Below are 17,747 nucleotides of genomic sequence, written 5' to 3' on the forward strand. Positions count from 1 at the left end.
CCGAAAAGAGCACAGCGAGTACGGGGAGCACATCCGGCGCCGCCGGCACGGTCGGCGCTCCTGACGAGGACGAGGGGGCGCCCCTCGTTCAGGCGAAGAATCTGGTGAAACGCTTCGGCGACTTCGAGGCGGTCCGCGGTATCGACCTCGACGTGCGCACGGGTGAGGCGTTCGGCTTCCTGGGGCCCAACGGGGCGGGCAAGTCGTCCACGATGCGCATGATCGCCTCGACGTCCCCGCGTTCGGAGGGGCACCTGTCGGTCCTCGGGATGGACCCCGACCGCGAGGGCCCCCGCATCCGCGCGAGGCTGGGCGTGGTGCCGCAGCAGGACAACCTGGATCTCGAACTGACGGTGCGGCAGAACCTCCAGGTGTACGGCCGCTACTTCGGGCTCTCCCGGGCGACGGCCCGGGCGAAGGCCGAGGAGCTGCTCGACTTCGCCCAGCTCACCGACCGCGCCGACGCCGAGGTGGAATCGTTGTCCGGCGGGATGAAACGCAGGCTCACCATCGCGCGGTCGCTCGTCAACGATCCCGACGTGCTGTTGCTCGACGAGCCGACCACCGGGCTCGATCCGCAGGCCCGGCACCTGTTGTGGGACAAGCTGTTCCGCCTGAAGTCGCAGGGCGTGACCCTGCTTATCACCACCCACTACATGGACGAGGCCGAGCAGTTGTGCGATCGCCTCGTCGTCATGGACGGCGGGCGGATCGTCGCGGAAGGGTCCCCGGCGGAGCTCATCGACCGCTACTCGACGCGGGAGGTGCTGGAGCTGCGGTTGCCACCCGGAGAGCAGGACGCGGCCGTGGCCGCGGTGTCGGATTTCGCCCGGCGCACCGAGGTCCTGCCCGACCGCGTCCTCGTCTACGTCGATTCGGGGGAGTCGGCGCTGGAGAGCGTGCACGCCCGGGGCGTGCGCCCGGTGTCGAGCCTCGTGCGCCGCAGCACGCTCGAGGACGTGTTCCTGCGGCTCACCGGCAGGAGTCTGATCGAATGACCACGACGGACAGCGCTTTTCGTTCCACCCGGTCCGAGGTGCGCGTCGTGGGCGCGTGGCGGGGCGCCTGGCTGCGGGTCGAGGGGCTCTGGACGTGGTACCGGCGGTACTGGACGTCCAATCTGTACTCCTCGGGGTTGCAGCCACTGCTGTTCCTGCTCGCGATGGGCGTGGGCTTCGGCTCGCAGGTCGAGCCCGGCGCGCTCACCGGTGGAGTCTCGTATCTCCAGTACGTCGCGCCCGCGTTGCTGGTGGCCGGGTCCGTGCAGTTCGCGGTCGGTGAGTCGACCTGGCCCGTGCTGTCCGGGTTCAAGTGGGAGAAGGACTACCTGGCGATCACCGCGACGCCCGTCACGCCGGGGCAAGTCCTGGGTGGACACTTTCTCTGGGTGGGGCTTCGCATCACGCTCGCCGCGGTGGTGTACGTGGTGGTAGCGGCGTTCTTCGGCGCCTGGACCGGGCCGGGCGTGGTGGGCGCGGCCGTGGTGGGTGTCGCGACCGGCCTGGCCTGCGCGGCTCCGGTGACCGCGTTCGCCGCCACGATCCACCACGAGACGGACCGGCTGACGGGTCTGTTCCGGTTCGTGCTCATGCCCATGGTGCTGTTCGCCGGGACGTTCTTCCCCGTGTCGGAGATCCCGCTCGCGTTGCGCTGGCTCGCCTGGATCTCTCCGCTGTGGCACGGCAACGAGCTCGCCCGCGGCGTCACGCTCGGCGGGCTCGACCTGCTCCCCGCGCTGGGGCACGCGGCGGTGCTCGCCACGGTGTTCGCGGCCGGAGGCCTGGCGGCCCGGCACTTCTTCTACCGCAGGTTGGTGGTGTAGGCGATGGTCGTCACCGGCAGTGCGACACCCGCGTCCCGGCCCGGCGTGCGCAGGACCGGGCTCCTGTTGCGCATCCTCCCGCCGTCGCTCTACGTCGGTCGGGCGAGCGCCCTCATCGAACGCTCGGCGATGGTGTACTCGCGGGCGTGGCTCGTGTTCGTCTCGGGCGTCTTCGAGCCGCTGTTCTACCTGCTCGCGTTCCAGGTCGGGTTCGGCAGGCTCGTGCCCGAGGTCACCGGTCCGGGCGGCCAGGTGATGGACTACGTGGCGTTCGTCGCCCCGGCCCTGCTGGCGGCTTCGGCGATGAACGGCGCGGTGTTCGACGCGACGTTCGGGGTGTTCTTCAAGTTCCGCTACGACAAGACCTACGAGGCCGTGCTCAGCACGCCGATGGGGCCGTTCGACATCGCTCTCGGCGAGATCGGCTGGGCGGTGTTGCGGGGCGCCCTCTACGCGGTCTCGTTCTTCGGCGTCATGACCGTGATAGGGCTGGTCACCACACCGTGGGCGGTGCTGGTGATCCCCGTGGCGGTGCTCGTGTCGTTCGCGTTCGCCGCGATCGGGATGGTGTGCGCGACTCTGCTGCGCACGACCTCGCAGTTCGACTACATCCAGCTCGCGGTCATGCCGCTGTTCCTCTTCTCGACGACGTTCTTCCCGCTGTCGGTCTACCCCGAACCGCTGCAGGTGCTCGTGCAGTGTCTGCCGCTTTACCACGGCGTCGAGCTGTCCCGCGGGTTCGCCGCCGGGGTGCTCGACTGGTCGATGGTGGGACACGCGGGGTACCTGCTGGCGCTGGCCACGGTGGGGGTGTACGGCGTGTCGCGCCGGCTGCACACGTTGTTGCGTTGACGGCCCGGGCTGGGCACCGGCGTATGCTCCGCCGATGTCCAGCTCGGTGATCGTTTCTGTCGTCCTCGGCCTCGTGGTCGTGGGCTCGATCGTGCTCGTCGTGAAGCTCGACTCCTGGCGCCCGTCGAAGGCGTTTCGCCGACGGCACCCACGGCTGTACCCACCCGGTGGCTGCCCGCAGTGCGGAAGTCGTCGGTGGACGACCGTGGTCTCCGACAACCGGCTGAACGGTCTCCGAGAGTGCCGGGCATGCCGGCTGGTGTGGGACCCCGACCGGGCCGACACGGACGCCTGACCTCACGCCGGAGGCGATTGAGCGCCCCGGCCGACGGGAAGCCCCCCGCCGAATGCAGCCGTGAGTGGGAACGGAGCACGACGTGGGTAGGAAACGGGGTTTTCGCGCATGCGGGTCGAGCAGGACCCGCACCGTGTGGTGGCCGAGGTGGTCGCATCTGCCTGCCCGGATCACCACCGGGGCGTTCATCTTCAACTCGGGTTACTCGAAGCGGGGCGCGGACGAGGAGACGGCGGGACAGCTGCACGGCTTCGCCGCCGGGACCTACCCGCAGCTCAAGAAGCTGCCGCCGAGCAAGTTCGTACGTCTGCTGTCGACGGGGGAGATGGCGCTGGGCGCGGCCCTCATGGTGCCGGTGGTGCCGTCGGTCCTGGCCGGGGCGAGCCTCGCCGTGTTCTCGGCGGGCCTCGTGGGCCTGTACCTGAAGACCCCCGGCATGCGGATGGAGAACAGCCTGCGGCCCACTCAGGAAGGCCTGTCGCTGGCCAAGGACGTGTGGATGCTCGGCATCGGGGCGTCCCTGGTGCTCGACGACCTCGTGGAGCGCCGTCGCGGGTGAGCCGAGCTCCGTCCTGGGGCGCCCGGCGCCTCAGCGAGGTGAGCTGGCTGCCGCCAGGGCGCCCGGTGCGTCGACGCGGCCGTGGCCGTAGAACCCGTTGTAGCCGGTGTAGCCCTCGCAGAAGGCGTCCTGGATGCCGTTCCCGGTGAGGTCGTAGTCGCCGGGGCAGGGCACCGCGGTGGCCGTCGAGGTCAGGGCCGCGCGGAGTCGTTGCGGCGTGGCCCGGGGATGTTCGGACGCCACCAGGGCCGCGACGCCCGCCACGTGCGGGGCCGCCATCGAGGTCCCGCACAGGGTGCCGTACCCGCCGGGCACGGTCGACAGCAGGCAGTCGCCGTGGTCGCCGCCCGGTGCGGTCAAGTCGATGACGCCGAGCCCGTAGGCGCTGTACCCGGCTTTGCGGCCCTTGCGGTCGGACGCCGACACCGACACGGCGTCGCGCAGTCCCGCGGGCAGCGCCTCGCACGCGGCGGGGCTCGACGCGGGTGCCGAGAGCGTGTGCGACGGGGTCAGTCGCGCGGCCTTGTTGGAGGCCGCCACGACGGTGAGGGTGCCACGTTCGTGGGCGTGGTGGAGGGCGCGGCGCAGCGCGTCGCGGACGACCTCGCGGCCGGGGCCACGGGCGCACGCCGCCGACCAGGGGGAGACGAGAAAACTGCCGTTGACCACGGGGAACCTGTGCTCGGCGGCCCACATGAGCCCGCACACGGCGGCCTCGGGACTGACCCGGCCGTGGTCGTCGACGACCCGGACCGACGCCACGCGGACGCCGGGCGCGATGCCGGTCACACCGCGTCCGTCGTCGGCGGCGGCGAGCAGCCCCGCGACGTGCGTGCCGTGGGGAGAGGTCGTGGCCTGCCAACTCTCCGGGGCGGTGTCCGGTGTTCCCGACAAGCAGCCCACCGACCGATCGGCAGCGACGGCGTGCCGCAGGTCCGGGTGCGTGGGGTCGATGCCGGAGTCGAGGACGCCCACCACGACGTCGGCGCTTCCCCGCTGTCGGGCGTGGGCCTGCTCGGCTCGCACCGCGCGGAGGTTCCACTGCCGCCCGGACAGGTCCGTCGACCTGCCCTCCGCGAGGTCGGTGGACGGCGTCGACGCTGTCGACCCCGAGACCTTCGAGGTCGCGAGCTCGGCCCCGGAGTCGGGCTGCGCCGAGCGGAAGGTTCGGTGTGAGCCCAGCCGAGTCGAGAAGCGGTGATCGGAGGAGTGCGCCACGCCGACCGAGATTTCGGGGTGGTACGTGCCGAGCTCGCCACAGGCGTCGTGCACCTCGGCCGCGGCGTCGGCCTCCGACGTTCGCGGCGGGAGCACCACCAGGTACCGCTCGGTGGGGCCTGCGGGGGTGCACTCGTCGGTCGCCGCGGAGGACGTCGCGCGCGCGGCCACCGGGGTGCCGCCCAGCACGAGCGCGATGGTGAGCAGGGCCACACTTGCGCTTCTGTGCACTCCCACCTCCGTCGGGTACCCCGCGTGTCGCGTGTTCCCCCTCGTCAGCGCACGGTAACGAGCAGGTCAGGGGCCGACAACCGGAACGCGGAAGTGCGAGTTGGCGGTTTCGTTGTCGAACGCGAACGATGGCGCGCGGCTCGTATGGGATACTGGACATCGGTTGCCGGGTTGGCGCCGCTGCCGGTGAGGTGGCGGACAGCTCTGGGCGACCCGGCGATGCGCTGGGAGAACCGCGCGTTGGTCGCCGCCACGCACATCCCGTGTCGGGCGGCTCGACGACGTGGCGACGCTTTGCGGGGCGTTCGAGGGTCGACCGGTTCGTCGTCGCGGGACCCGTCATCGGGGTTTCGGTTCACCCGGCCCTTCGGTGACATGACAGGCAAGGATTCCCGCCACGGTGATTCACCTGGGCGGTACACAACAGAGAAACGGCCCCTGCGCGGCCGCGTGATGAACGCGCCCGGGGGCGGAGGAGATGTATGACGAACGCGGAGACACCCGCCGAGAACGCCGGCGGGACTGCCGCCACTTCCCCTGCACAGGCACTGGCCGAGCTGCCCGACAAGACCCGGGTGCACGTGCTGGCCAAGGTGTTGGGCACGAGCAGTCGTCAGGTGTTGGCCACGCTGGCCGACCTCGGGCACAGTGCCCGCAGCCCTCAGTCCGGAGTGGCGAAGGACATCGCTCTGCAGGTGGCGGAAGCGCTCGGGGTCACCGTGACCGAGGACGCCCCGGCGGAGCAGGCGCAGGAGAGCACCGAGACCGGCACTGCCGAGACCAGCGAGAACGCCGAGGCCACGGAGTCCGACCGGCCGGAGCCCGCGCCCGCTGCGACGGCCGACCAGGAGAACGGCCAGGCTCGGCAGCAGGCGCCCGCGGTGCCGCCTCCCGCGCTCGCGCCGCCCGCACGTCCGCCCGAGTCCGGCCCGCTGCACACTCCGGTGTTCGCGGCGCCGTCCCCGCTGTTCCTGCCTCCCGACCCGGTGGCGGCCACTCCCGCCGCCGCGACCTCCGCGCCGGCGCCGAGCAAGCCCACCCCTTCCACGTCGCAGGCCGACAGCGGTGACAGTGGCGACAGCGAGGAGTCGTCCGAGAGCGCATCCGGCGACTCCGGCGAGCGCGGCGACGACGGTGAGAGTTCCGACGGCGGGAGCCGTCGTCGACGCAGGCGCGGCCGTCGCGGACGGGGCCGGGGCAAGGGCGGCGACGACCACTCCGGTGACGAGTCGCCGAGCTCGTCCGACGCCGACTCGTCCGGTGAGCGCACGGCCTCCGACGAGCAGTCTTCCGAGCAGCAGGACGCCGAGGGCTCCCAGAACGGGGACGGCCACGGCACGTCCGACTCCGAGTCCGAGACGGGCAGCAGGCGCCGCCGTCGCCGCCGTCGCCGCAAGAGCGGGGACGACGACAACAGCGACAACACCACGTCCTCCGACGACCCGCCGAACACGGTCGTGCACGTCCGGGACGCCAAGCCCGCCGAGGAGAAGGAGGGCAAGGCCGGGGACGGCGTGCGCAGCGTGCGTGGCTCCACACGGCTGGAGGCCAAGCGTCAGCGTCGCCGCGACGGCAGGGAGGCGGGCCGCAGGCGTGCGCCGATCCTGTCGGAATCCGAGTTCCTCGCCAGGAGGGAGTCGGTCGACCGCACGATGGTGGTGGCCGAGCGCGGCGACTCCACGCAGATCGGTGTGCTGGAGGACGGCGTGCTCGTGGAGCACTTCGTCACCTCCGCGGGCAGCGGTTCGATCGTCGGCAACGTCTACCTCGGGCGAGTGCAGAACGTGCTGCCGTCCATGGAAGCGGCGTTCATCGACATCGGTCGGGGCCGCAACGCCGTGTTGTACGCGGGCGAGGTCGACTGGGACGCCGCCGGTCTGGAGGGCAAGGCCCGCAAGATCGAGCAGGCGTTGTCGACCGGTGACCACGTGCTCGTGCAGGTGACCAAGGATCCCGTCGGCCACAAGGGCGCGCGCCTGACCACGCAGATCTCCCTGCCCGGTCGCTTCCTGGTCTACGTGCCCTCGGGCGGCGCCACCGGCATCTCGCGGAAGCTGCCGGAGAACGAGCGGCGCAGGCTCAAGGACATCCTCAAGCGGATCGTCCCCGAGGACGCCGGAGTGATCATCCGCACGGCGTCGGAGGGCGTCAGCGAGGAGGAGCTCGGCCGCGACGTCCGCAGGCTCGAAGCCCAGTGGCAGGTCATCAAGGAGAAGGCCGACGCCGCGAACGGCAAGAAGGGCAGCGCGCCCGTCCTGCTCTACGAGGAGCCGGACCTGCTCGTGAAGGTCGTGCGCGACCTGTTCACCGAGGACTTCAGCAAGCTCGAGATCCAGGGCAACACGGCGTGGGAGACCATCCACGCGTACGTCCAGCACGTCGCTCCCGACCTGCTCGACCGTGTCAAGCGCTACGTGGGTACCGGCGACGTGTTCGCCGACTACCGCATCGACGAGCAGCTGATGAAGGCGCTCGATCGCAAGGTGTGGCTGCCGTCCGGTGGCTACCTGGTGATCGACCGCACCGAGGCCATGACCGTGATCGACGTCAACACGGGGAAGTTCACCGGTTCGGGTGGCAACCTGGAGGAGACGGTCACCAGGAACAACCTGGAGTCGGCCGAGGAGATCGTGCGCCAGCTCCGGCTGCGCGACATCGGCGGCATCATCGTGATCGACTTCATCGACATGGTGCTGGAGTCGAACCGCGAGCTGGTGTTGCGCAGGCTCACCGAGTGCCTCGGCCGCGACCGCACGCGGCACCAGGTCGCGGAGGTCACGTCGCTGGGTCTGGTGCAGATGACGCGCAAGCGGGTCGGCACCGGCCTGCTGGAGGCGTTCTCCACGACCTGCGAGCACTGCAAGGGTCGCGGTGTGATCGTGTCGACCGAGCCGCAACGCGGCAACGGCGGCAATGGCCACCAGGGCCACCAGGGCCACCACGGCCACCACGGCAACCAGGGCGGTCAGGGCCAGCACGGTGGTCAGAGCTCGCGCCGGTCGCGGAACAAGGCGAAGGCCGAGGAGCGGGAGGCGGCCAAGGCCGCCGAACAGGCGGCACAGGCCGCGAACGCTCCCACCCAGGAGCAGCGCGAGTCGGCCGTGTCCGCGGTGCAGGCCATGGCCAACGCCTCGAAGGCGGTCTCCACGAAGCCGTCGACCGAGTCGGACGCCGGGCAGGCACCCGACCGTCGTGACTCCCAGCCGGCGGAGGCGAAGCAACCGAAGGCTCGTCGTGAGCCCGAGGAGAAGCGCAACGGCGTCGCGCCGGCCGCTCCGGCCGCGTCGTCCGAGCAGACGGAGGTGCGGCGCGAGTCGCACAACGGGGTGGCGAGCGAGGAACCGGACATTCCCGCCCCTGCTCCCCGTGCGGCCCGGCGTCCGCGTCGTGCCGCGAGTCGTCCCGCAGGGCCGCCCGTGCCCGTGCGGGAGAACGGCTGAGGTTTTCTCCGCCGCGGCGCCCGGGTTCCGAGCGGACCCCGGTGCGTCGCGTGGGGGAACCACTCAGTACGCTGTAAGGCGGCCCGCGACCAGGCGGGTCGTCGTAGCCCCAACCCAAGTAGTCGAGTAATCAGGAGACTTCCGTGTCGGCGTATGCAGTCGTCAAGACCGGCGGCAAGCAGTACAAGGTCGCCGTCGGCGATGTCGTCGAGGTCGAGAAGCTCGACGGCGAGCCGGGCACCGAGCACACCCTTCCCGCCGTGATGGTGGTCGACGACGGCAAGGTCACGACGGACGCCGACGCGCTGGCGAAGGTCTCGGTGACGGGCAAGATCGTCGAGCAGACCAAGGGCCCGAAGATCCGTATCCACAAGTTCAAGAACAAGACCGGCTACCACAAGCGCCAGGGTCACCGGCAGCAGCTGACCCGCCTTGAGGTCACCGGCATCGACAAGTGAGGAACCTGACCAGCCATGGCAACCAAGAAGGGCGCGTCAAGCTCCAAGAACGGCCGTGACTCCAACCCGAAATACCTCGGTGTGAAGCGGTTCGGCGGTCAGGTCGTGAAGGCAGGCGAGATTCTCATCCGCCAGCGCGGTACCAAGGTCCACCCCGGCGTCAACGTCGGCCGTGGCGGCGACGACACTCTGTTCGCTCTCGCCCCCGGTGCGGTGGAGTTCGGCACGAAGCGTGGCCGCAAGACGGTCAATGTCGTGCCGGTCGAGGCCTGACCGGCCCGGCCAGCACACGACTCGAAACGAGGGACGGGCCCGGAACACATCCGGCCCCGTCCCTCGTTTTGCTTGACAGGTGTTCTCTGTCCCCAGGAAGGCGGCCCCAATGGCATCCCGTTTCGTGGATCGCGCGGTGATTTACGTCGCCGCGGGCGATGGTGGGAACGGCTGCGCGTCGGTGCACCGGGAGAAGTTCAAGCCGCTCGGCGGACCCGACGGCGGCAACGGCGGCAACGGCGGTGACGTCGTGCTCGTGGTCGATCCCGGCGTGCACACGTTGCTCGACTTCCACTTCCGCCCGCACGCGCGAGGGGGTAACGGGAAGCAGGGCCAGGGCGGTCACCGCAGCGGCGCGGCCGGTGAGTCGCTGGAGCTGCGCGTCCCCGACGGCACCGTGGTCCTCGACACGGACGGCGAGGTACTCGCCGACCTCACGGGAGCGGGCACCCGCTTCGTGGCGGCTCGGGGAGGCCGTGGTGGGCTCGGCAACGCGGCGCTCGCCTCGCGTGCCCGCAGGGCGCCCGGTTTCGCGTTGCTCGGCGAGCCGGGGGAGGAGCGCGACCTCGTTCTGGAGTTGCGCTCGGTCGCGGACGTCGGTCTCCTCGGTTTCCCGTCGGCGGGCAAGTCGTCGCTGATCTCCGTGCTGTCGGCGGCCAAGCCGAAGATCGCCGACTATCCCTTCACGACGCTGGTGCCGAACCTCGGCGTGGTGAGCGCGGGCGACGTCGTGTTCACGATGGCCGACGTGCCGGGACTCATTCCCGGGGCGAGCCAGGGCAAGGGACTGGGCCTCGACTTCCTCCGCCACATCGAACGGTGCGCGGTGCTGGTGCACGTCGTGGACTGCGCCACGTACGAGCCCGGTCGCGACCCGGTGTCGGACGTCGACGCCCTGGAGGACGAGCTGTCGCGGTACACCCCGGCGCTCGGCGGGGACCTCGCGTCCCGGCCCAGGGTCGTGGTCCTCAACAAGCTGGACGTGCCGGACGCCGCCGAGCTGGCCGAGCTGGTGAGGCCGGAGTTCGAGGCCCGCGGACTGCGGGTCTTCGAGATTTCGACCGTCACCCACAAGGGTCTGCGCGAACTCACCTACGCGTTGGGTGAGATCGTCGAGTCCTACCGTGCGACGCAGCCGCCACCGACGCCGACCAAGGTCGTCGTGACACCGAAGGCCGTGGACGACGGCGGGTTCACCGTGGAGCCCGACCCCGAGGAAGAGGGCGGGTTCATCGTGCGGGGCGCCAAGCCCGAGCGATGGATCAGGCAGACGAACTTCGCCAACGACGAAGCGGTGGGCTTCCTGGCCGATCGGTTGAACCGGTTGGGTGTGGAGGACGAGCTGGCCAAGTCGGGTGCGGAACCCGGCTGTTCCGTGACCATCGCGGGCGTCACGTTCGACTGGGAACCGTCCACTCCGGGCGTCGCGGGCAAGCTGGCCGGACGTGGGACCGACCCGCGCCTCGAACGTTCCGACCGGATCACGGCAGCCGAGCGCAAGGAGGCCCGCCGCCTGCGCAGGGAAGGGACTGCGGACGAGGAGGACGCGGTCGTGGAAGGCGGAGTCGCTGTCGAGGACTCCGATGAGTGAGGTCCGCAGTGCCATCGCCGGTGCCCGACGCCTGGTGGTGAAGGTGGGTTCGTCCGCCCTCACCACCGCCAGTGGGGGACTGGACGTCGGTCGGCTCGACGCGCTCGTCGATGCCATCGCCGACCGGGTGGCCCGAGAAACGCAGATCGTCCTCGTCTCGTCGGGTGCGATCGGCGCGGGGCTGGCCCCGTTGTCGCTCGGCGTGCGCCCGAAGGATTTGGCCACGCAGCAGGCCGCGGCCAGCGTCGGTCAGTTGGCGCTCGCCCACGCTTACGCGGAGTCGTTCGGCCGGTACTCCCTCACCGTGGGGCAGGTGCTGCTGACGTCCAACGACGTGGTGCGTCGCGCCCACTACCGCAATGCGCAGCGGACGTTCTCGCGGCTTCTGGCACTGGGAGCGGTGCCGGTGGTGAACGAGAACGACACGGTGGCCACCGAGGAGATCCGCTTCGGTGACAACGACCGCTTGGCAGCGCTCGTGGCCCATCTCGTCGGTGCCGACGGTCTCGTCCTGCTGTCCGATGTGGACGGCCTGTACGACGGCGATCCGCGCTCGGGCGCGAGCCGCAAGATCACCGAGGTGGCGTCGGAGTCCGACCTCGAGGGTCTGGCCGTCGGACGATCCAGCTCAGGGCTGGGCACGGGCGGCATGATGTCCAAGGTCGCCGCGGCGCGAACGGCGGCCGCGGCGGGGATCCCGGTGTTGATCGCGGCCGCGGAGGAAGCGCCGTCGGCACTGGGCGATGCCGGTGTGGGGACGGCGTTCACCCACGCGTCGAACCGGATGTCGGCCCGCAGGTTCTGGCTCGGGTACGCCGCGGGCTCGCAGGGCAGGTTGGTGCTCGACGACGGAGCCGTGGCGGCGGTGGTGCGTCACCGGCGTTCGTTGCTGGCCGCGGGCATCGTCGGGGTCGACGGCGATTTCCAGGCCGGGGACGTGGTGGAGCTGGTGAACCCGGAGCAATCTGTTGTCGCGCGCGGCGTGGTGGCGTTCGACGTCACCGAACTGCCCGAGTTGATCGGCCGCTCCTCCCATGAGCTCCCGCCCGAACAACGTCGCGAGGTCGTCCACGCCGACGATCTGGTGCCGCTGCGCCGCCGCCGCTGACCGACCCGCCCCCCCGCCCGCGTGTCCGCGAGCTGCGCACGCGTGTCCGCACCTTATGCACGCGTGTCCGCCGTCTGCGTACGCGTGTTCGCGCTTCGCGTCAGTGCTGTCAGCGTTGTCAGTGTTATCAGCGCAACTCCGTACCGCTGGTCTCCGGCAACCGCCAGATCACGAGGAAGGCGACCGCCGCACCCGCGGCGACGTAGTAGAAGAACGCCGTCGACAGTCCCGCCCCGGACAGCGCTGTGATCAGCAGCGGCGCCGTGCCACCGAACACGGCGACGGTGAGGTTGTACCAGGCGCCGATGCCGAGGCCCCGCAACGTGGTGGGGAACAACTCGCTCATGATCGCGGGCGCGATGGACGTCATCGCCGTGTAGAGCCCGAGACCCACGCAGAACACGACGAGCAGGTTCACCAGGCCCGGCCGTACGAGGGACGACAGAGGGACGACCAGGAGCGCGGTGGCCGCCGACCACACCAGTAGTTGCGGCCGGCGACCGATGCGGTCGGACAGCGCGCCCATCGGGTACTGCAGCGCCACGAACAACGCCGTGGCCACGGACAGGGCCAGGAACACGTCGACGGGGTCGGCGCCGCGGGAGTTGACCGCGAACGGCGTCAACGCGCTGAAGAACGTGTAGTAGCACAGCGTGGAGAGCATGCTGAAGCCGACGAGCTGCCCGACGGCCTTCGGGTGGTGTTGCAGGGTGGTCCACAGCGGTCGGCGCATGCGTCGGGCCGCGGGAGCGTTGCTGCGGTACTTCTCCGTCTCCTCCAGCGTGCGGCGCAGCCACAGGGCGACGACTCCGAGGACGCCGCCGAGCAGGAACGGAAGTCGCCAGCCCCACTCCTCGAGTTGCGCCGTGGACAGTGAGCGGGCGAGAACGAATCCGAGGATCGACGCGAGGAGCACCGCCGTGCCCGTGGAGATGTAGAAGAACGAGGAGTACCGGCCGCGTCGATCGGGTGGGGCGACCTCGGCGAGGTAGGCGGAGGCGTTGGACACCTCACCGCCGAGGGACAGGCCCTGCGCGATGCGTGCCAGCAGCAGCATCAGCGGTGCCAGCCAGCCGATCTGGTCGTACGTCGGCGTCACCCCGATCAGCACCGACCCGCCGGCCATGAGCGTGATGGTGAAGATCATGGCGGGTTTGCGTCCGCGCAGGTCGGCGAAGCGGCCGATCAGGATGCCACCGAGCGGCCGGAAGAAGAACGCGAGCGCGTACGTGGCGAACGTGTTGATCTGGGCGAGGTCACCGGGGAAGAACGTGCTCGCGAAGTAGATGCTGAACGTCGCGTAGATGGTCCAGTCGAACCACTCCAGCGCGTTGCCCGCGCTGGCGGCGAACAACGTCCGGACGGGAAGCCGGTGTTGGCGTTCCCGGCTCGCTCCGCCGGTGGCCTCCACGCCCGACTCGACCATGTGTCCTCCCGCCGCTGATCGCGTCCGGTGGTGAACTGTGCCACACGGAACGGGCTCCGGAAAGGGCTTGACCAGCGCGGTGGTTGCATTGCAGGAGCCGCCGGAACCGCCGGTGGCGTGGCGCAACGTCTAAGGTGGGTAGTCATGTCCGCACGCCGGCTCGGGGTCATGGGTGGCACGTTCGACCCCGTCCACAACGGGCACCTCGTCGCCGCGAGCGAGGTGCAGCACCGGTTCGGGCTCGACGAGGTCATCTTCGTGCCCACGGGGCAGCCGTGGCAGAAGGCGAACAGGGCGGTGTCGCGGGCCGAGGACCGCTATCTCATGACGGTCATCGCCACCGCCTCGAACCCGGTGTTCTCCGTCAGCCGGGTCGACATCGACCGCGGGGGACAGACGTACACCGTTGACACGCTGCGTGACCTCCGCGCGGAGTATCCCGATGACGAGCTCTTCTTCATCACGGGCGCCGACGCGTTGGAGCAGATCCTGACGTGGCGTGACGTGGACGAGCTGTTCGATCTCGCGCACTTCATCGGGGTCACTCGCCCGGGTTACCAGCTGCACGACCACCACCTGCCCCAGGGCCGGGTGAGTCTCGTCGAGGTCACCGCGATGGCCATCTCGTCCACGACCTGCCGGGAGCGGGTCCAGCGCGGCGAACCCGTGTGGTACCTCATGCCGGACGGTGTCGTGCGGTACATCGACAAGCGCAAGCTGTACACGCAGCCGCAGTCCTGAACTCGCACGCGCTCGACCTGCGGCGGCGGGTACGCTCGTTCGGCATACGTTCTACTCAGTAAGGAGCACCGTGGTAGCGACGGCCGAAGCTCGAGACCTCGCGACCGCGGCCGCGCGCGCGGCGGCGGACAAGAAGGCCACTGACGTGGTGCTGCTCGACGTCTCGGAGCAGCTGGTGATCACCGACGTCTTCGTGATCGCATCCGCGCCCAACGAGCGGCAGATCGGGGCCATCGTCGACAACATCGAGGAGAAACTGCGTGCCGTGGGCCACAAGCCGGTGCGCAGGGAGGGCGCCAGGGAAGGGCGCTGGGTGCTCCTCGACTTCGTCGACGTCGTGGTGCACGTCCAGCACACCGAGGAGCGCGCGTTCTACGGCCTGGAGCGGTTGTGGAAGGACTGCCCGCGGATCGAGGTCGACGGGTTGGAAGTCCCGACCGACGACGCGGACGGCGACCAGGGAGCGGACGCGTCGTGACGCTGCGCAGGCTCGTGCTGTGGAGGCACGGTGAGACCGACTACAACGCCGCCGGGCGGATGCAGGGCCAGCTCGACTCGGCGTTGACCGAGGTCGGTTGGAACCAGGCCCGCTTCGCGGCGCCTGCGTTGGCCAAGTTCGAGCCGGATCTCGTGATCGCCTCCGATCTGCGTCGGGCGACGGACACGGCCACCGTGCTGACCGACGCGTTCGCGCTGCCGTTGCGGCTGGACAAGCGGCTTCGGGAGACGCATCTCGGCGAGTGGCAGGGGCTCACCGGAGCCGACGTGGACGAGCGGGCCCCGGGCGAACGGAACCGCTGGCGGCTCGACGCGACGTGGGCGCCGCCGGGCGGCGAGTCGCGGCTGGAGGTCGCCGAGCGGGCTCACGAGGTGGTCGCGGACCTCCTGCACGGCGACGACGACGTCGAGACGGTGCTGTTCGCCGCGCACGGCGGGCTGATCCTCGCGTTGACCGCGCGGTTGTTGCGGCTCCCCGTGGCGTTGTGGCCCTCGCTGGGAGGGATCGCCAACTGCCACTGGGTCGAGCTGGAGTACCAGGACGACGTCTGGAGGTTGCGCGCCTACAACGCGGGAATCACGGGGTGACCGGCGCTCGTTCGCCACGGATTCTGGTGTTCGGTGACTCGCTGAGCTTCCACGGTCCCGAAGGGGGCCATCCAGCGGACGACCCGCGTCTGTGGCCGAACATCGCGGCGTCCGCGCTCGGTGGGAGCGCGGAGCTGGTGGCGGGTGCGGGCTGGACGGCGCGCGACGCGTGGTGGGCGATGATCGGTGACCCGAGGGTATGGGCCGAGCTGCACCGCGCCGACGTCGTCGTGCTCGCGGTGGGCAGCATGGACACGCTGCCCTCGCCGTTGCCGACATATCTCCGGACGGGTCTGCGGTATCTCCGCCCCGACCCGCTGCGCCGCGCGACGCGGCGGGCGTACCTCGCGGCGCAACCCGTGCTGTCCGTCGCGTTGCGAGGCCGGCCCTCCGCGTTGCCCACCCGGTTGACCGTGCGTTACCTCGACACGGCGGTCTCGGCGTTGCGCGTGCTGCGACCCGCGCTGCCCGTGGTCGGCTGGCTTCCCTCGGTGCATCGTGCGGCGGCGTACGGCCGGGTGCACACGACCCGCGCCCGTACCGCGGCCGCGATCGCGCGCTGGGCGGCGGCAACCGAGGTGCCGCTGCTCGACGTGCCGGCCCGCGTCGCCGCTCACGTCCTCGGCGGGCACGGCAATCCCGACGGCATGCACTGGGGTTGGCAGGGCCACGAGAGCGTGGGCGTGGGGATGGCGGAGCTGCTCCGCCCGTTCGTCACCCGAGCGGGCGGCGTCGGGTCCGACACCGCCGGATGGGGCCACGTAGGCTGACCGCGTGCCGGTCGCGGTTGTCACGGATTCCACAGCTCACCTGCCCGAGGGCTTCGCCGAGAGGTACGGCATCACCACCGTTCCGTTGCATGTCCTCGTCGATGGGAGCTCGTCGCTCGACGGCGTCGAGTTCGGCCCGGCGGCACTGGCCGACGCGCTCGGTCAACGCAGGATCGTCACCACCTCGCGTCCCACGCCTGCGGCTTTCGCAGCGGCGTATCGGACCGCGTTGGACGCGGGTGCCGACGCGGTCGTGTCGATCCACCTGTCGAAGAAGCTTTCCGGCACGTGGGAGGCGGCGGTGCTCGCGGCCCAGGAGGTGGGGCCGGACCTGGTCCGGGTGGTCGACTCGCGCACGATCGCCATGGGGCTGGGATTCGCCGCGTTGGAGGCCGCCGAGGCGGCCCGGCGCGGTGCGGACGTCGGTGAGGTCGAGGCCGTGGCCGTGGCCGCGGCAGGGGCCACGGAGACGTTCTTCGCGGTGGAGACCCTGGAGTATCTGCGGCGCGGTGGACGCATCGGCTCTGCGGCGGCGTTGCTCGGTACGGCGTTGGCCGTGAAACCGGTGCTGGAGGTGCGCGAGGGCGAAATCCAGGCTTTGGAGAAGGTGCGCACGATGCAGCGTGCCCTGGCTCGGCTGGTGGATCTGGCGGCCGAGGTCGCGGGTACCGACGAGGTCGCGGTCGCCGTGCACCACCTGGCCTCGCCGGATCGCGCCGCTCAACTCGCGACCCGGCTGGACGAGCGTTTACCCGTGTCGACGGGGTGTGTGGTGTCCGAGCTGGGGGCCGTCGTCGGTGCGCACACGGGTCCGGGGGTCGTGGGATTCGTGATCCGGAAGCCGTTGCGTTCGCGGTGACGGGCGGCAACGGTGCCGTCCGCGACTCGAGTTGTCCACAGCACCGGGGTTGTCCACAGGGGCGCGATCGAGGTCTCGCGGGGGCGTCGGCGGTTTTCGTAGCGTCGAATGCGTGTTCGAGCCGACAGCAGATGCTGCTTCCACCAGACTTCGCCGTTCAGTGTCGCGCCGACGGGTCACGGAGGACGACCGTTCCGAGGGCGCTGCCGACGACCGTGTTGCCGACACCGGCGGGGCCGCGCCCCGCGTTCGGCTCGCTCAGTTGGCCGCCGAAGCGCGTGGCCGTGGTGATCCGGCAGGGCACTCGTCGCCGCGTCACTCCTCACCGCCACGCCGGGCCGCCCCGCTCGTCGAGCGGTGGAACGCCGGAGACGGTCGTGTGGCGCCACAGCGTCGGCACACCGCGATCGCCGCTGCCGTCGTCGGTGTCCTGGGCGCCGGGATCGTCACGGCGATGGTGCTCGCCGGAGCACCGGAGCCCGAGCGGGCGCCTCCGCTGCCGGACGTGCGACCCGTGTCGGTGTCGTCGGCTGCGCAGGGCAGCGGCGCGCAGGGATCCGCGAGTGCGACGCCGACCTCCCTGGTCGTCAGCGTCGTGGGCACCGTCGCCGAACCCGGGCTGATCACCGTGGAACCCGGCGCGAGGGTGGCTGACGCCATCGAACTCGCCGGCGGCGCGAGCCGCGACAGCGACCTGCACACCGTGAACCTGGCGCGGAAGGTGTCGGACGGGGAACAGATCTACGTCGGTGTCACACCCCCTCCGGGAGTGAGCGAGGCCGCCACGGGCGGTGATGGTCCGGCACCGTCCACGTCGGACGCCTCGAAGGTCGACCTGAACGCCGCCGACCACGCGATGCTCCAGACACTGCCGGGTGTGGGGGAGGTGACGGCGTCGCGAATCCTCGAATGGCGGGAGACCCATGGTCGTTTCACGTCCGTGGAACAGCTCCGGGAGATCGACGGCATCGGTGAGAAGAGGTTCGCGCGTCTGCGCGAACAGGTCTCCGTCGGGTAA

At 70.6% G+C, this 17,747-nt stretch carries 18 protein-coding genes; 16 read left to right on the top strand and 2 right to left on the bottom strand.

Going from position 1 to position 17,747, the window contains the following annotated elements:
- Positions 1-101: 101 nt before the first annotated feature.
- From SACAZDRAFT_RS19795 to SACAZDRAFT_RS19815, 5 genes are all read left to right on the top strand, one after another.
- Positions 102-998: an ABC transporter ATP-binding protein gene (locus SACAZDRAFT_RS19795; RefSeq protein WP_100208760.1), complete on the top strand. Its 897-nt coding sequence runs from the start codon at positions 102-104 to the stop codon at positions 996-998.
- Entirely contained in the window at positions 995-1,822 is an 828-nt protein-coding gene (locus tag SACAZDRAFT_RS19800) for an ABC transporter permease (RefSeq protein WP_005444582.1), read from the top strand. Before SACAZDRAFT_RS19795 ends, SACAZDRAFT_RS19800 begins: the two co-directional genes overlap by 4 nt.
- Before the next feature lie 3 nt (positions 1,823-1,825).
- Positions 1,826-2,674 carry an ABC transporter permease gene (locus tag SACAZDRAFT_RS19805; protein ID WP_005444584.1) on the top strand — a complete coding sequence of 283 codons (849 nt, stop codon included), beginning with the start codon at positions 1,826-1,828 and terminating at the stop codon, positions 2,672-2,674.
- A 34-nt stretch (positions 2,675-2,708) separates the two neighbouring features.
- Entirely contained in the window at positions 2,709-2,969 is a 261-nt protein-coding gene (locus SACAZDRAFT_RS19810; protein WP_050954244.1) for a hypothetical protein, read from the top strand.
- A 133-nt stretch (positions 2,970-3,102) separates the two neighbouring features.
- On the top strand, positions 3,103-3,528 hold the full coding sequence (locus SACAZDRAFT_RS19815) for a hypothetical protein (protein WP_005444591.1): 426 nt from the start codon (positions 3,103-3,105) through the stop codon (positions 3,526-3,528).
- A gap of 30 nt (positions 3,529-3,558) precedes the next feature.
- Here SACAZDRAFT_RS19815 and SACAZDRAFT_RS19820 read toward each other — a convergent pair whose 3' ends face one another.
- Positions 3,559-4,977: a S8 family peptidase gene (locus tag SACAZDRAFT_RS19820; RefSeq protein ID WP_005444593.1), complete on the bottom strand. Its 1,419-nt coding sequence runs from the start codon at positions 4,975-4,977 to the stop codon at positions 3,559-3,561.
- Positions 4,978-5,459: 482 nt separating this feature from the next.
- On the opposite strand from SACAZDRAFT_RS19820, the gene SACAZDRAFT_RS19825 reads away from it, so the two are divergent.
- The 5 genes from SACAZDRAFT_RS19825 (at position 5,460) to proB (ending at position 11,847) form a co-directional block, all read left to right on the top strand.
- Positions 5,460-8,417: an Rne/Rng family ribonuclease gene (locus SACAZDRAFT_RS19825; RefSeq protein ID WP_005444595.1), complete on the top strand. Its 2,958-nt coding sequence runs from the start codon at positions 5,460-5,462 to the stop codon at positions 8,415-8,417.
- A gap of 143 nt (positions 8,418-8,560) precedes the next feature.
- Positions 8,561-8,875 carry a 50S ribosomal protein L21 gene (rplU, locus tag SACAZDRAFT_RS19830; RefSeq protein WP_005444596.1) on the top strand — a complete coding sequence of 105 codons (315 nt, stop codon included), beginning with the start codon at positions 8,561-8,563 and terminating at the stop codon, positions 8,873-8,875.
- Positions 8,876-8,890: 15 nt separating this feature from the next.
- Positions 8,891-9,148 carry a 50S ribosomal protein L27 gene (rpmA, locus tag SACAZDRAFT_RS19835; RefSeq protein ID WP_005444597.1) on the top strand — a complete coding sequence of 86 codons (258 nt, stop codon included), beginning with the start codon at positions 8,891-8,893 and terminating at the stop codon, positions 9,146-9,148.
- A 109-nt stretch (positions 9,149-9,257) separates the two neighbouring features.
- On the top strand, positions 9,258-10,739 hold the full coding sequence (gene obgE / locus SACAZDRAFT_RS19840; protein WP_005444598.1) for a GTPase ObgE: 1,482 nt from the start codon (positions 9,258-9,260) through the stop codon (positions 10,737-10,739).
- A complete protein-coding gene (proB, locus tag SACAZDRAFT_RS19845; protein ID WP_005444600.1) occupies positions 10,732-11,847 on the top strand; it encodes a glutamate 5-kinase in 1,116 nt (371 codons plus the stop codon). Before obgE ends, proB begins: the two co-directional genes overlap by 8 nt.
- Positions 11,848-11,974: 127 nt before the next feature.
- Here the strand turns inward: proB and SACAZDRAFT_RS19850 are convergent, their stop codons facing one another.
- Positions 11,975-13,273, bottom strand: a complete 1,299-nt coding sequence (locus tag SACAZDRAFT_RS19850; protein ID WP_005444602.1) for an MFS transporter — start codon at positions 13,271-13,273, stop codon at positions 11,975-11,977.
- Between the two features lie 144 nt (positions 13,274-13,417).
- Between SACAZDRAFT_RS19850 and nadD the strand changes: the two genes are divergently transcribed.
- From nadD to SACAZDRAFT_RS19880, 6 genes are all read left to right on the top strand, one after another.
- Entirely contained in the window at positions 13,418-14,014 is a 597-nt protein-coding gene (gene nadD / locus SACAZDRAFT_RS19855; RefSeq protein WP_005444604.1) for a nicotinate-nucleotide adenylyltransferase, read from the top strand.
- 70 nt (positions 14,015-14,084) lie between these two features.
- The gene (gene rsfS, locus SACAZDRAFT_RS19860; RefSeq protein ID WP_005444606.1) at positions 14,085-14,492 is read left to right on the top strand and encodes a ribosome silencing factor; all 408 of its coding nucleotides are present in this window, start codon (positions 14,085-14,087) and stop codon (positions 14,490-14,492) included.
- Positions 14,489-15,100, top strand: a complete 612-nt coding sequence (locus SACAZDRAFT_RS19865) for a histidine phosphatase family protein (protein ID WP_005444608.1) — start codon at positions 14,489-14,491, stop codon at positions 15,098-15,100. The genes rsfS and SACAZDRAFT_RS19865 overlap by 4 nt, the downstream gene beginning before the upstream one ends.
- Positions 15,097-15,870: a diglucosylglycerate octanoyltransferase gene (gene octT, locus SACAZDRAFT_RS19870; RefSeq protein ID WP_005444610.1), complete on the top strand. Its 774-nt coding sequence runs from the start codon at positions 15,097-15,099 to the stop codon at positions 15,868-15,870. The genes SACAZDRAFT_RS19865 and octT overlap by 4 nt, the downstream gene beginning before the upstream one ends.
- A 4-nt stretch (positions 15,871-15,874) precedes the next feature.
- Positions 15,875-16,729: a DegV family protein gene (locus SACAZDRAFT_RS19875; RefSeq protein WP_005444612.1), complete on the top strand. Its 855-nt coding sequence runs from the start codon at positions 15,875-15,877 to the stop codon at positions 16,727-16,729.
- A 379-nt stretch (positions 16,730-17,108) separates the two neighbouring features.
- The gene (locus tag SACAZDRAFT_RS19880) at positions 17,109-17,747 is read left to right on the top strand and encodes a helix-hairpin-helix domain-containing protein (protein WP_005444614.1); all 639 of its coding nucleotides are present in this window, start codon (positions 17,109-17,111) and stop codon (positions 17,745-17,747) included.

The sequence above is a fragment of the Saccharomonospora azurea NA-128 genome (assembly GCF_000231055.2).
GTDB classification, from domain to species: Bacteria; Actinomycetota; Actinomycetes; order Mycobacteriales; family Pseudonocardiaceae; genus Saccharomonospora; species Saccharomonospora azurea.